13 protein-coding genes are annotated in these 13,695 nt (G+C 48.2%); 7 read left to right on the forward strand and 6 right to left on the reverse strand.

Annotated elements, in window-relative coordinates; genetic code table 11:
* Window positions 1-22: 22 nt before the first annotated feature.
* The 3 genes from bioB to AB4124_RS23275 all read left to right on the forward strand — a co-directional run bounded on the left by bioB (window position 23) and on the right by AB4124_RS23275 (window position 2,027).
* Window positions 23-1,021, forward strand: coding sequence for a biotin synthase BioB (gene bioB / locus AB4124_RS23265; RefSeq protein ID WP_076321247.1), 999 nt, complete (start codon window positions 23-25; stop codon window positions 1,019-1,021).
* Window positions 1,022-1,091: 70 nt separating this feature from the next.
* Entirely contained in the window at window positions 1,092-1,538 is a 447-nt protein-coding gene (locus AB4124_RS23270; RefSeq protein ID WP_441974311.1) for a rhodanese-like domain-containing protein, read from the forward strand.
* Between the two features lie 150 nt (window positions 1,539-1,688).
* Window positions 1,689-2,027, forward strand: coding sequence for an antibiotic biosynthesis monooxygenase (locus AB4124_RS23275; protein ID WP_213644932.1), 339 nt, complete (start codon window positions 1,689-1,691; stop codon window positions 2,025-2,027).
* A gap of 244 nt (window positions 2,028-2,271) precedes the next feature.
* Here AB4124_RS23275 and AB4124_RS23280 read toward each other — a convergent pair whose 3' ends face one another.
* The gene (locus AB4124_RS23280) at window positions 2,272-3,033 is read right to left on the reverse strand and encodes an alpha/beta fold hydrolase (protein WP_076321248.1); all 762 of its coding nucleotides are present in this window, start codon (window positions 3,031-3,033) and stop codon (window positions 2,272-2,274) included.
* 416 nt (window positions 3,034-3,449) lie between these two features.
* On the opposite strand from AB4124_RS23280, the gene AB4124_RS23285 reads away from it, so the two are divergent.
* Window positions 3,450-4,700: a DHH family phosphoesterase gene (locus AB4124_RS23285; protein ID WP_430139645.1), complete on the forward strand. Its 1,251-nt coding sequence runs from the start codon at window positions 3,450-3,452 to the stop codon at window positions 4,698-4,700.
* Between the two features lie 79 nt (window positions 4,701-4,779).
* Window positions 4,780-5,949, forward strand: coding sequence for a cell wall-binding repeat-containing protein (locus tag AB4124_RS23290; RefSeq protein WP_441974338.1), 1,170 nt, complete (start codon window positions 4,780-4,782; stop codon window positions 5,947-5,949).
* 408 nt (window positions 5,950-6,357) lie between these two features.
* Here AB4124_RS23290 and qoxD read toward each other — a convergent pair whose 3' ends face one another.
* The 4 genes from qoxD to qoxA all read right to left on the reverse strand — a co-directional run bounded on the left by qoxD (window position 6,358) and on the right by qoxA (window position 10,197).
* On the reverse strand, window positions 6,358-6,645 hold the full coding sequence (gene qoxD, locus AB4124_RS23295) for a cytochrome aa3 quinol oxidase subunit IV (RefSeq protein WP_098743425.1): 288 nt from the start codon (window positions 6,643-6,645) through the stop codon (window positions 6,358-6,360).
* Window position 6,646: 1 nt separating this feature from the next.
* Entirely contained in the window at window positions 6,647-7,243 is a 597-nt protein-coding gene (gene qoxC / locus AB4124_RS23300) for a cytochrome aa3 quinol oxidase subunit III (protein ID WP_076321252.1), read from the reverse strand.
* Complete coding sequence (qoxB, locus tag AB4124_RS23305; RefSeq protein WP_441974312.1) at window positions 7,240-9,183, reverse strand: cytochrome aa3 quinol oxidase subunit I; 1,944 nt, start codon at window positions 9,181-9,183, stop codon at window positions 7,240-7,242. The genes qoxC and qoxB overlap by 4 nt, the downstream gene beginning before the upstream one ends.
* A gap of 63 nt (window positions 9,184-9,246) precedes the next feature.
* A complete protein-coding gene (qoxA, locus tag AB4124_RS23310) occupies window positions 9,247-10,197 on the reverse strand; it encodes a cytochrome aa3 quinol oxidase subunit II (RefSeq protein WP_430107064.1) in 951 nt (316 codons plus the stop codon).
* Between the two features lie 837 nt (window positions 10,198-11,034).
* On the opposite strand from qoxA, the gene AB4124_RS23315 reads away from it, so the two are divergent.
* Window positions 11,035-11,424 (forward strand): ABC transporter permease, encoded by a 390-nt coding sequence (locus AB4124_RS23315; RefSeq protein WP_441974313.1) that lies wholly within the window; start codon window positions 11,035-11,037, stop codon window positions 11,422-11,424.
* A 53-nt stretch (window positions 11,425-11,477) separates the two neighbouring features.
* On the opposite strand, the gene AB4124_RS23320 is transcribed toward AB4124_RS23315, so the two are convergent.
* A complete protein-coding gene (locus tag AB4124_RS23320; protein WP_441974314.1) occupies window positions 11,478-12,929 on the reverse strand; it encodes an aminotransferase-like domain-containing protein in 1,452 nt (483 codons plus the stop codon).
* A 142-nt stretch (window positions 12,930-13,071) separates the two neighbouring features.
* Here AB4124_RS23320 and AB4124_RS23325 point away from each other — a divergent pair, with 142 nt between their 5' ends.
* Entirely contained in the window at window positions 13,072-13,689 is a 618-nt protein-coding gene (locus AB4124_RS23325) for a LysE/ArgO family amino acid transporter (protein WP_441974315.1), read from the forward strand.
* Window positions 13,690-13,695 lie beyond the last annotated feature (6 nt).

Here is a 13,695-nt window from a genome sequence, read left to right on the forward strand (position 1 = left end):
AACGGAGAGGGAGAATGAAGATATGACGACTCAAATCCATTATGATTGGGCGACGCTGGCTGAACACGTTGTGCAAGGGTATGAAATTACGCCGACTGAGGCTTTGGCAATTCTAAACAGCGAGGATCAGGAACTGCTGACGGTTATGCAGGCTGCATATCGCATCCGCCGCGAGTACTACGGGAATAAGGTCAAGCTGAACATGATTGTAAACGCTAAATCCGGTTTGTGTCCTGAAGATTGCGGATACTGTTCCCAGTCCATCGTTTCGGAAGCGCCTATCGATAAATATGCATGGCTTACCAAAGACAAAATTCTCGAAGGCGCGCGTGAGTCGATTCGCCGAAAGGCGGGCACCTACTGCATCGTGGCTTCCGGTCGCCGTCCTACCAATCGAGAGATTGATCATGTAGTCGCAGCGGTGAAGGAGATTACACAGACTACTCAGCTGAAGGTGTGCTGTTGTCTGGGCTTCCTGAATGAGGACCACGCGCGTAAGCTCGCCGATGCCGGCGTGCATCGATATAACCATAATTTGAATACTTCCAAAGATAACTATGAACAGATTACGACCACGCATACATACGATGATCGGTTAGATACCGTGAAGCAGGCAAGCTCTTCCGGAATGTCCCCTTGTTCCGGAGCTATCTTCGGAATGGGCGAGAGCCTGGAAGAACGGGTGGAGATTGCGTTTGCTCTGAAATCGCTTGGAGCGGATTCGATTCCTTGCAATTTTTTGAATGCGATTGAGGGCACTCCTCTTGAAGGGCGCAAGGAATTGACCCCGACGATGTGTTTGAAGATTCTTGCCATGATGCGGTTTGTTAACCCCACGAAGGAGATTCGAATTGCAGGGGGGCGCGAAGTCAATCTGCGTTCCTTGCAGCCGCTGGGATTATACGCAGCCAACTCGATTTTTATCGGCGATTATTTAACGACAGAAGGCCAGGCGCATACCGCAGACTGGGGATTGATTGAAGACCTGGGCTTTGAAATTGAAGAATGCGCTTTGTCATGATGTATTGACATTTAAACATGAAGCACATACTATATACCCGTAGGGGTAGGGTCTGGGGGTTGAATGTCCCGTGCTCTTTCCACCAAGCATCAAGCTGATGCACATGACAATGATGGGGGAATGCTGCGTGCTGATTGCATCTGCCGCTCTGATTATATTTATATTCAGTATATATTACCGGAGGTATGTACCTATAACTGGCCTGCGGTTCATGAAGTGCAGCGAACTTCGGCAGGCTCAGAAGGAATGTCCGAATCTGAAAGTGCTCGATGTACGCGATGTAACCGAATATATGGCCTGTCCGCAGAAAGAGACGATTAACATCTCTCTCGGAAGATTGCCGTATGTGTGGGAGCAGGAGCTCAGACTCGATGACTCCGTGGTCATTGTAACGCCCAAGCGTTCGGACGGAATCCTGGCTGCGCGCAAGCTGAAGAAGGCTGGCTTTACTTCGCTGTTTTATTTGCAGGAGGACTGCACGGCTTGCAATTCCATGCAGCACGTTTCTCTGAATTGATGATCATCTGATCAGCAGGTTTATGCTGGTCAGATTTTTTTTGTTTATCGAGTGAAAGGATAGAATTTGACAATGATAATCGTTATCATTTAGAATGGAAGAATATCGTTCATTTTACGGTTATTTTCGCTAAGGGAGTGTTCGTTCAATATGTTGATCGAGACGAAAACGATTATTGTTAAAGCAGGCACATCCAATTTGGTTGTTGAGCGTTTTAGCAAGCCGGGACCCATTGAAGAAATTGAAGGTTTCATCGATCTGAATGTCCTTGTTAAGAATGCAAAGCGTACCGACGAAACGGAAGAAGTCATCGTCATGATTCGCTGGGAATCCAAGGAAGCTTGGAAACGCTGGGAAACCAGTCCCGCACATATTCAAGGACATCGTGATAAACGCGGCAAGCCGCAGCCTGAGCATGTGATTAGCTCCAGCCACGGCATGTATGAGGTTATGGCATCCAAAGGACCGAGACCTGTTCAACAGGCATAATATTTTTATTATCCAAGAAGCGGCTCAGCAGCCGCTTCTTTTTTTGTTCCATAATTTCGAGTTAATGACAGATGTCCAGATAAGTTGTAGGCTCATTGAATCGCAGTAAATTACATCCTAATCTTTTGGTACGGTTCCCCCGATTTATCAATCTGCTTCACCTAGCAGCAGCGAATCAGCTTGTGCTGTAGGGCTTTAAGCCGGCTTTTCGTCCCATCAAGTTATTAACCAAATTAACGTTGTCCTATGCTTTTGCAAAATGGGTGATAACAGCGTCACCAATCCAATCGACAGCTGGCATTAACTCGAAATGGTTCGCACCTTTCATTTCCATCAACTCACTATTCACGAATAATCGGGACATCGTTCTCATATCATCCCGGCTAAAGCAAAGTTCTCCTGCGTATAACAAAACAGGTGATGTTATTTTTTGGGGAATGCCTGCCAAGGAAGGCCAATCTTTTTCGACTTTTCGTAGCGAGAGCAGCGCATTGGTATTGACTTGGGTAAGTCGCTCTGCCATATTTTTGGGTACTTCAAATAATTGCTGCCAAAGATCTCGCCAAGCAATACCACCAAGCATAAGGGTATCTGTAACAATGTCATTGGATAAGTCTACAAATGAGTGCAGCTCACATCCTCCTAGCACCAGGCCGCTAATCTTATCGGAAAAGGATTCGGATAAAGCCAACGCGATTTTCGCCCCCAGCGAATAACCCCAAATGACGGCTTTCGGTAGATTCAGATGTTCTATCACTGTTCTTACATCCGACACCAAGAAATCCAATTGATACGCAGAAGGATCAATTGGACATGAGCTCCGTCCATGTCCACGTGGTTCAATGGCAACCAATTTGAAGTGCTTTTCTAACTTATCCACGTAACCGAAATCGACCCAATCTTGAATGGACATCGAAAACCCAAAGACTAATACCAGGGTTGGCCCTCCTTGATGATAGCCGAAAGTTTCATAATGAATGGTAATTTCTCCGTTTTTTATATACATTGTTGTGGTCTCCTTTTCCTCCGATTTGTTCATTCAACGAAAAATATCTTGACACATCCTGCCCCCAAAAAATAGACTTATAATTCACAGTTTGGTATGATGTTGGATGAAGACTGTCCAAAATCTCGGACTCATTTTCCTGTTTTCTATTGAAACGCCACATGGCGATTAAAAAAAGTCATTCTTCTGCAGCAAACAATGTTTCTGCAGAAGAATGACTTTTTTATTTTCTCCCCACAGCTTTATGAATCACGCCATGGGTTTGCGATCGCACTTTACTTGAACGCTGTTCCAATGGACAACTGTATCGTCGGGTGAGGCCAACAGGGGTTAAAACGACAGATTTTAGGGAACCGTAAAGGGATGAAAGACAGGATCAGCTAATCATTCCACCTACTGTTTGGAGGAAGTCACCAATGTATCATCTATACAGCCATAATGATCTGGATGGTGTCGGATGCGGCATTATCGCCAAATGCGCTTTCGCCGAAGGAATTGATGTCCGTTACAACTCCATTCACGGTTTGAATCAGCAAGTCGCAAGGTATCTGAACCGGACTTCCGTGCAGGAGAGTCCGTATGATGTGTTGTTTATTACGGATTTGTCCGTCGCTCCGGATATGGAGAAGGAACTGAACGTGTTTGTCGAAGAGGGAGGGCAGGTGCAACTTATTGATCACCACAAAACGGCTCTTCACTTGAATGAATATAGCTGGGGGCAAGTGGATGTCACGCATCGGGACGGCCGCCCAGCATCGGCAACCTCACTATTCTATGAATATTTAATTGAGCATGGACATCTGGGCAGAAGCGAGGCACTGGACGAATTCGTAGAGCTGGTCCGCCTCTATGATACATGGGAATGGGAAGAGAATCAGAAGATTGAGGCTAAACGTCTGAATGATTTGTTCTATATGTTGTCCCTTGACGAATTTGAGAGCAAGATGACGCAGCGTCTGCGGGAGCAGGGGGGCTTCTTCTTTGATGAGTTTGAAGAGAAAATATTGGACATGGAAGAGAATAAAATCGATCGTTACATCCGCCGTAAGCAGCGGGAACTCATTCAGACCTTCGTGGGGGAGCACTGCGTAGGCATTGTATATGCCGAATCCTATCATTCTGAGCTTGCCAGCGAGCTGGGAACGACATATCCTCACCTGGATTACATTTCTATCTTGAACATGGGGGGAAGGAAAATGAGCCTTCGTACGATTCATGATCACGTGGATGTGTCCGAAGTGGCGATGCGATACGGGGGAGGCGGTCATCCCAAAGCAGCGGGGTGCACGATTAACGAGGAAGTGTATCAATTATTTGCTGCTGACTCGTTTGAGCTGGAACCGATTCGGTTCGACGCTTCACGGAATCAATTCAACATGAAGGGGACGGAGTCCGGTGTTCTATACGAAAGCTGGAGTGAGGATCTGTTGTTTGTTTATGCCCACGCCGGGGAATGGATTGTCGAGTGGAACGGGGAACCCCTCCCATTCCGGTTCAGATCGTTCGAGGAGGCGGAGCGGCACATGAAGCGGCAGTATGGCGCCTGGCTCTCCAGGGATGACGTGTTTGTGAAGATGCTGAAGGAGCAATGGAGGAGAAACCGTTCCAATGACCGGCCGGGACTGCCGCCGGATATGGATGAGGAGAAGTTAATGGAAGATCTGTAGAATTAACAGCATCAAGGGTGGAGGAGATCTATCCTAAAGACGCTTTACTGTGAGACAGGAGGAATATACGGTGAAAAAAATGATCGCCGGCTGGGCTCTTGCCCTGTTAACGGCAGGCATCCTCGCATGGAGTCAGACTCAAAGTCATTCCGAGCCCTCCATTCCCTCGGCTGTTCACAGCAAGGAGCTGCTGAAGGATGTTCCTGTACCTTGGTCCGCTACGAAGAACACCATTCGATTGAATACATCCGATCCAGTAAGTGCGGCTGTACTTACCTCCAAGACGCTGTGGCAGTCCACGAATGAGCATAGCCGTCCGCAGGCGGTGATTCTGGTGGATTTGGCTCAATGGTCCATTGCGGCTGTTAGCGTCGATCTGACCCAGCTTAGCGAAGGGCCTCTACTGTTTGTGGAAGAAGATGGGATTCCCAAGGAGACGCTGGAAGAGCTGAGACGGCTGAAGCCAAGGGGAGCGGAGCATAACAAGGGCATTGAGATTATTACTGTCGGCCCGATTTCGGATAGGGTGATGAAGGAGCTACATGGGCTTGAATATAAGACCGATCACATTGCTGCCGGGGAGCCAGCAGAAGCAGCAGCCGCTATTGATGAATACGCTGCTAAGGTATCCGGATCTGTACCCACCTCGGTTATTGTCGGATCGATGGATCGTCCGGATTATACGCTTCCTGCGGTAAGCTGGATTGCCCATATGCCGGAAACGATGCTGTATGTTCGCGAGAAGAATGTGCCTGAAGTGACGGCACAGGCGCTTCATAAGCGGAAAGGGAAAGCGAATATCTATATCATCGGTCCCGAAAAGGTGGTATCCCGGGCAGTCGAGGACGAGCTGCGGCAATATGGGAAGGTGACGCGGATATCCGGGGATGACCCGTTCGAGAATGCCTTACATTTTGCTCAGTTCAATGATCCCGTTACAGGCTTTGGTTGGGGCGTTCAATCGCCGGGTTACAGCCTCTCGTTCTCAACCCCAGATTCGCCCGTATTGTCCATTGCAGCCGCTCCATTGTCCCATATGGGTAAGCATGCACCTTTATTGTTTACGGACCGCGACGGGGTGCCACGCTCCATTACGAAGTATGTAGACTCGATACGGCGTCAGAGCGGCACGTCCCCTAAGGAATCTCCTTATAATCACGCCTGGATTATTGGAGACGAACAGACCCTGACTACGAAGCTCCAGAGTGAGATTGATGAAATTCTAGACATGGATGCAGGGCGTGACTAATGTCGTCCTCCAAGTCCAGTGGCTGGTAAAGTTGATCTATCGTGTATTGAATGTAAAGAAACCGTTCCTTTTGTAAATGGTGGTAGCACATCCATTTTACCAAGAAACGGTTTCTTTTCGTTCGTCTAAAGTATGTTTCCGCACAACGTAGCGGAGAGGACGAATTAATTCCGGATAAGCGAGAGCGGTCACCTTTGTCCCCGAATTTCTTCCTTGCTTAGAACCGTTCCAAGAAATTTGGGGACAACAGCGATGGTAGGAACGATTCGTACACGAAGCGTCGTATAAAAGAAAGAGGGCATCCCGCTAGATCTAGGATCTTTTGGGATACCCTCTTTGATATTGGATGATAGGTTCAGCATGCGAACGTTCATCGCCATATTTTAAATTCAAAGATATTCGCAGGGATTAAGCATACCAGCCCCATACGAAGATGAACAGCGTTCCGAAGATCGTGACAAGGCCAACGAACAGAGCGTAGGCAATGTTGATGTAAACGGATTTTTTGTCATCACTTTCCCCGACGTGCATGAACAGCATGAGCTGAACGGTTGCCTGCAGGATAGCGGTAACCAGCAGAACGGCCAATTTCGAAGCTGCCGGCATATCCAGCAGAACGACGAGTGCAACTGCTGAAAGGACGAGAGACGATATATAACCCGCTACATGCTTAATTGGAAATAGCTGTTTTAACATGTCACATCAGTCCTTTCAAGTATACAAAGCTGAAGATGAAGATCCACACAACGTCCAGGAAGTGCCAGTAGAGCGAGAAGATGAAGGACTTGTTGGCTGTGGAATGATCCAGTCCATGCTTTTTAATTTGAAGCAGAATGCCAGTTCCCCACAGGAGACCGAAGGTAACGTGAGCTCCGTGGGTGCCAAGCAATGTGAACAAGCTGGAGGAGAAGGCGCTGGTTGAGAGCGTTACTCCTTCATGCACATAGGTGAAGAATTCGAAGATCTCGATCCCAAGGAATCCTGCACCGAGCAGCAGGGTGATGACCATAAAGATCATCATCTGCTTTTTCAGTCCCAGACGCATCGCATGAACAGCCAAACCAATGGTGAAGCTACTCGTTAAGAGCAGGAACGTTTCAAGTAATACAGGCGTAATTTCAAAGATTTCTGCTCCGCTAGGACCACTGGCAAAGCGGTTCACGAGAACGAAGTAGACGGTAAACAAGGTTGCAAAGAGTGCAATTTCAGCTCCAAGGAACAGCCAGAAGCCAAATATACGATTACGGTTTTCCTCTGTTCCATATTCCAGCGGCTGAGTGGCATCTATTTTCATACCGTATCACCCCGCAGTTTCTGTTCGGTTTGAACAATCTCTTCAACCGGGATGTAATATCCGTGATCACGGTCAAAGGACATGGTTGCCAAAATAATCAATACCGCAATACCGGCAACGATGGATGGAATCCACCAGCTGAATACCAGGAAGAAGCCAAGGAAGAAGAAGGCGATACCCAGTATAAATGGTTTTCCGGTGTTGCTTGGCATGTGAATCTTCGTGATTTTCTCATCCGAAAGCGGCTCGTTGTTTTTCTTCGAGAACCAGTGGGCGTCGCGGCCTTTGACTTTCGGCGTTACCGCAAAGTTGTATACAGGAACCGGACTTGGCGTAGACCATTCCAGTGCACGTGCATCCCATGGATCTCCTGTTTTGTCGCGCGGCTCGTAACGTGTACTCCAGTAGATGTTGTATACCAGAATGATGAATCCGATCGCCAGGCCAATTGCGCCGACCATCGACAGCATATTCAGCGGGCCAAAGCCGGTTTCAGCCGAATAGGTGTACGTACGACGGGTCATCCCCATAAGTCCCAGGAAGAACATCGGGAAGAACGTAACGTTAAATGAGATGGCAATAAACCAGAATGCGATTTTGCCAAGCTTTTCGTTCATACGGAAGCCGAACACTTTAGGGAACCAGTAATGGAAACCGGCAATGACGGCGAATACGGCGCCTGGAATAAGCACATAGTGGAAGTGGGCAACCAGGAACATCGTATTGTGATACTGATAGTCGGCACTGGCCATCGCCAGCATTACGCCGGTAACGCCACCGATCGTGAAGATCGGAATAAAGGCAAGCGAGTAGAGCATCGGCGTCGTAAAACTGATTCGACCCTTTCGAAGCGTGAAGAGCCAGTTGAATATTTTGATTCCGGTCGGTACGGCAATCGCCATCGTCGTGATGGAGAAGAAGCCGTTAACCATAGCCCCTTGACCCATCGTATAGAAATGGTGGGCCCATACCAGGAAGGACAACCCGGAGATAATTACCATACTCAATACCATGGAGCTGTAACCGTACAAGTTTTTTCTGGAGAAAGTCGAGATGATCTCACTGAAAATACCGAAAGCTGGCAGAATGACAATGTATACCTCAGGGTGTCCCCATACCCAGAACAGGTTGGCCCATAGCATATCCATGCCGCCGTTGGCCATCGTGAAGAATTGCGAACCAAAGACGCGGTCGAACATCATAAGCAAGAGCGCAATCGTAAGTACAGGGAAAGCAAAGATAATAATGACGCAAGTGATCAACACAGACCACGTAAACATCGGCATGCGCATCAGGGTCATGCCCGGAGCACGCATCTTCAGAATCGTCACGATAAAGTTCAGACCTGTCAGCAAGGTACCAATCCCTGAAATCTGAAGCGCCAGCGAGTAGTAGTTATTGCCGACGGTCGGACTGAACTCGATACTGGCCAGCGGGAAATAGGCGGACCAGCCGGCATCCGGCGAGCCTCCGATAACGAAGGAAATGTTGAACAGCATCGCGCCGGCAAAGAACAGCCAGAAGCTGATTGCGTTCAGTTTAGGGAAAGCTACGTCACGGGCACCGATCTGAAGCGGAATGATGACGTTCATCAGACCGAAGATAAACGGCATCGCCATAAAGAGGATCATGATGACCCCGTGAGTCGTGAATACTTCATTATAATGCTGACCGTTCAGAAACTTCATGTCCGGCGCAGCGGTTTGCGCACGCATCATGATCGCGTCCACGCCTCCGCGGAACAGCATGATCAATGCACAGATGATGTACATGACCCCAATTCTTTTGTGATCCACGGTTGTGAGCCATTCCCGCCAGAGATAACCCCACTTCTTGTAAAAGGTTAAACCGAAGAGGATTGCAAGCGAGACGAGAACAATACTCACCATGGCACCGTAAATTAACGGATCACCGGTAACGAAAAATTCGTCCCATTTCATAAAGGCCTAGCTCCTTTCTGGATGTATGAAGTAGATCGGGTGAAGAACGTTTTCCTCACCGATTTAATGTCCTTCATGTTGATGATTTGGACTTTCTTCAGCCGGGGAGTCCGGCAGTTGTTCATTCGGATCGACGTCTTTATGGTCCTGATGCTCCTCATTGCCGTTGGCATCACCGCCATGGTGATGGTCTTCGGATGGCGGCGGGCTGAATTCCAAATGCGTGTTGGAGAAGGTCATTCGTCCGACATGCGCGGTATCCAGAAGCTTCTTGAACTCATCTTCCTTCAGTTCAGGAGCGGTATCCTTTACATCCTGAACCCACTCATCGTACTCGGCAGAGGTCATGGCAAGGGCTTCGAACTCCATATGGGCAAAACCTTCGCCGTTGAAGTTTGCGTTACGGCCCATCATCGAACCTGGTACGTCGGCAACCATGTTCAGCTTGGTGATCATGTCGCTCATCGCATACTTCTGCCCGTGAAGCTGAGGGATCCAGAAGCTTGTGATCGGACCGAAAGAGTAGAGACGGAATTCGATCGGACGGTTGGTTGGAATGTTGACGTAATTGACGGTCTCAATTCCTTCTTCCGGATAGCTGAAGTGCCATTTCCAGTTCGAAGAGGAAGCGTAAATGACCAAAGGCTTTTGGTTTTCGTATCCTTCAGGAACGTTCTCGACGGCGACCGTCGTTTTGACGGTTACCACAGAGAGCACGGCAACGATCAGAATCGGAATGGCAGTCCACAGAATTTCCAGCCATTTGTTGCCCTCTTCATGAGGCGGTTCGTAACCTTCGTTGGATTTCTTGGCTCGATATTTTGTGAGCATGTAGATATAGAGCGCGTAAACAACCGCTAGTATTCCGACCATCATGAGAATGGAGAATATGATTGTATCGGATAGGGTTCTCGCAGCCGGTCCTTTCGGATTTAATACCGTGATCGAGCTGCAGCCCGATAAGAGCAAGGTAAAGCATAAAAACAATGCAAATAACGGCCCTCTTTTGTTCATGATGTACCCCTTTCCTTGAAACGTTCGTTCGATTCAATGTTACTAACACATCTATAGTAGAAAGTTCCGGTCGGCTTTGCAAAACACATAAATTTGTATAATTAACATATAAACCCACATTCGTGTCAATGTATGTAATTTTATGTGTTCAATTTGTTACAAAAGGGGAGGGTTGTGAGCGAAATCATTGTAGTGGCGCGGTTCTGGGGCAGTTCATACTTTGTTCAAACATTCACGAGAGTTACCAGTTTCGTCACAATTCCGGGCCTGTTTTTCGCTGTATTTCCCTTCTGGGCTTGCCGAATAAATCCCAGTATTGATAAGGGTTTAAGCGTGTATGTATATTTTTTCACAATAAAATCGATGCGATTTTTTTATTTCCAGTTTACTTATTTCCCCAAAAGTACCGAAGAGGCTTGTGATATGATATAACTAAAATTTGGAACGTTATTTTATACTGGGAGCCTTGAGTTTGCTTGAGTGGAAAGAGAGGGGACGATGTGCGGTCGTTCTGGATATGGTTTATATTTCTTGGTTTGAGCTGGATTTTTGCCTTCCTCCCTGTGATCCAACATGGAAATCCTGACCAATTGCCTTGGAGATTGGGGAGCAGCGCCATTTTCTTCACGGCCTTTTTTCTATCGCCGTTATACCGCGCCAAGCCCGCAATGCTATTTGTCACACTGCTCGTTGCGTCTTTATTCTCCATGATCTCCTTATGGCCAACCAGTACGAGTACATCTCCCCCGTACATTCTGCTGGTTTTTTCCATTCTGGCGGGAAAAGCCGTGTATCGGCTTCCGCGAGCACGTACATGTTTATATGGAGAAACCGCCCTTGCGTCTCCAATCCGAGTCGCAGGATGGGGGAGAACTCGTTTGTCATGATATGGGACTTCAGCTGCTGTTTGGATTTTCGTTATTCCTAGTGATGTTTACCGTTGGGTTCAAGGTGAATACGATTACGAAAGATAAAGCATCCGGCGTTTGGAACCGGCTCATTCTGTCTCCTGTCCGAAAAACAGAGATGTATATGGGTCACCTGCTGTACAGCTCGTTGATTGGCGTCTTGCAGATTATCATGGTGCTCATCTTTCGTTATGGTTTCGGCTTCAGTTATGGAACGTCGTCATGTGTAAAAGAGGATCGTCGGCAAGAAGAATGTCGTTTTGTAGAAATCGGAAAATCGCCGAACCTCCGAAATAAGATAGCAGAAGTGGCACACTGACAATAGGAATGGGCCTTCCCTGTGGATCAAAGTCCGGGGGAGGGCCCTTTTTCTTATGATACCGCATGGAGGCGGATAAGCTCCGCAAGCCGGATAAGCCCGCTCTCCAGCTGATCGTACGAGGCGTAAGCATAAGATAGGCGCAGATGCTGCTGGTCGTTACGATCATATATATTTCCGGGATTAAGCAAAATGCTCTCCCTCAGCGCTTGTTCAAATAAAGGGCGAATGGAGAGGGGGTTCTTGATGCAAAGCCAAATATAGAATCCCCCTTGGGGTGTATTCCAGAGTGCAATATCGTGAAAATATTGCTCCAGTAACGACAGGGTAAAGTCTCGGCGTCTCATCAGCTCTGCACGGATCTGAGCGAGATGATTCTCATATAACCCACTGGAGAGCCATTCGGCGACGGCATGCTGGGAAAGGGAGCTGGAGCCGTAATCGGTTTGCATTTTGATATCGGACAGCCGATCGATGACCGGCTCAGGCCCGACGATCCATCCGATGCGCAGCCCGGGACCCAGGGTCTTGGACATGCTGCCCAAATAGAGCACTAGGCCTTGTTTATCCGAAGCTTTCAGAGGGAGGGGGGAGGGGGTGTCTAACCATAAATCCCCATACACGTCATCCTCGATTAAGGGCAGCCTTTCTTGAGCACAAATCTGGAGCAGTTCTGCCCGCCTGTCGGAAGACATTAGCGTTCCGGTAGGGTTATGAAAGGCAGGGATGGTATACAGCAGAGCAGCCCTGTGTTGGCGCTTAAGTCTCCCGATGGCTTCCGTTCGGATCCCGTTCTCATCCATAGGGATGCCGTGCAAATGCATGCCGGCGGATTGAAACACATGGATCGAGTTCAGGTAAGAGGGATTCTCTACCAAAATGGAGGAACCGTGATGCAGCAGTCCAAGCGAGATAAGCTGTAAGCCTTGCAGCCCGCCGGAGACGATGAGTATGGAAGCAGGGGAGGCCATAATCCCTTTCTTTTTCAGATGATCGCTGATGATTTCCCTTAAGTATAGGCTCCCTTTCGGTTCCGAGTAGCCCAAGGTGAAGCGGCTGGATATCCTGCCGCTAAACGTCTCCCGCATTTGGTTAGTCGGAAGGAGATCAGGAGAGAGCTCGCCTGTTCCGAGACGGATCATGCTAGCATCGGCTTCCGCACGATTGATTTGCTGGATCATATGGATGTTGGGCTGATAGGAGCCGGATTTCACGTATTGATTCCAATCAGGCAGAGGTGTGGCAGCAAGTAAACTCCATGTATTGTTAATAATTACGGTCCCTTGTCCCACGCGGGATTCGATTAAACCGTCTGCGGCAAGCTCCCCGAGTGCATATACAATGGTGCTGCGGTTCACTTGAAATTTGGCAGCCAGATCTCGCTGCGTGGGAATTTGGGTTCCGACCGGCCATTCCCCGTTCATGATTCTGCTCTTGATAACATCATAAATTTGCTGATGAAGCGGCACATTGGAGTGCTTATTCAATTTCCATTCTTCAGCCATAGGTATAGGTAAACCCGCTTTCATGTAGGAATATGCCTCAGTATAACTCATTGGTTGGGTCAAGTGCCAACCAATTGGTTGGAGACGCAGCCGATACCCTCCTTTACAATGGTGGAAATATTCGCTGGAGGTTTGGTTTCATATGATAGGCGTCATCGTTCATGGATTCATTCTAGCTTTAGGTCTTATTCTTCCTTTGGGCGTGCAGAACGTGTTTGTATTTAATCAGGGAGCGGTACAACCCCGCTTCATCAAGGCACTGCCCGTCATGATTACCGCATCGCTATGTGATACGCTGCTGATCTCATTAGCGGTTCTGGGGGTATCCGTTGTTGTTCTGGAATATGAATGGATCCGAACCGTGCTGTTTTCATTGGGGATCTGTTTCCTGGTCTATATGGGAAGGGTAACCTGGAAGAGTAAACCTTCGGGTCAAGCGCAAGAAGAGACTCGTTCGTTTACGCCGAAAAAGCAAATTGTATTTGCCATGTCTGTATCCTTGTTAAATCCGCATGCTGTTCTGGACACGATCGGGGTCATTGGCACAAGCTCGCTCCAATATACAGGGATCGACAAAGTGGTCTTTGCCGTTGTATGTATCGCAGTTTCGTGGTTGTGGTTCTTGGGTCTTGGAATAGCGGGCAGGACAGCGGGAAGGATGGATCCATCAGGGAAATGGTTGTCCACGTTGAACCGAATATCGGCGTTGATTATGTGGGGAACAGCGGGGTTTCTGGGGGTTAGCCTGATTCTATCCTAGCCGAAA

Source organism: Paenibacillus sp. 2KB_20 (genome assembly GCF_052115765.1).
GTDB lineage: Bacteria > Bacillota > Bacilli > Paenibacillales > Paenibacillaceae > Paenibacillus_AQ.

Excerpts from the sequence above, each read along its gene's own strand:
- bioB (WP_076321247.1), top strand. The coding sequence starts at position 23 with ATGACGACTCAAATCCATTATGATTGGGCGACGCTGGCTGAACACGTT.
- AB4124_RS23275 (WP_213644932.1), top strand. The coding sequence starts at position 1,689 with ATGTTGATCGAGACGAAAACGATTATTGTTAAAGCAGGCACATCCAAT.
- AB4124_RS23280 (WP_076321248.1), bottom strand. The coding sequence starts at position 3,033 with ATGTATATAAAAAACGGAGAAATTACCATTCATTATGAAACTTTCGGC.
- AB4124_RS23285 (WP_430139645.1), top strand. The coding sequence starts at position 3,450 with ATGTATCATCTATACAGCCATAATGATCTGGATGGTGTCGGATGCGGC.
- AB4124_RS23290 (WP_441974338.1), top strand. The coding sequence starts at position 4,780 with ATGATCGCCGGCTGGGCTCTTGCCCTGTTAACGGCAGGCATCCTCGCA.
- qoxD (WP_098743425.1), bottom strand. The coding sequence starts at position 6,645 with ATGTTAAAACAGCTATTTCCAATTAAGCATGTAGCGGGTTATATATCG.
- qoxC (WP_076321252.1), bottom strand. The coding sequence starts at position 7,243 with ATGAAAATAGATGCCACTCAGCCGCTGGAATATGGAACAGAGGAAAAC.
- qoxB (WP_441974312.1), bottom strand. The coding sequence starts at position 9,183 with ATGAAATGGGACGAATTTTTCGTTACCGGTGATCCGTTAATTTACGGT.
- qoxA (WP_430107064.1), bottom strand. The coding sequence starts at position 10,197 with ATGAACAAAAGAGGGCCGTTATTTGCATTGTTTTTATGCTTTACCTTG.
- AB4124_RS23320 (WP_441974314.1), bottom strand. The coding sequence starts at position 12,929 with ATGGCTGAAGAATGGAAATTGAATAAGCACTCCAATGTGCCGCTTCAT.
- AB4124_RS23325 (WP_441974315.1), top strand. The coding sequence starts at position 13,072 with ATGATAGGCGTCATCGTTCATGGATTCATTCTAGCTTTAGGTCTTATT.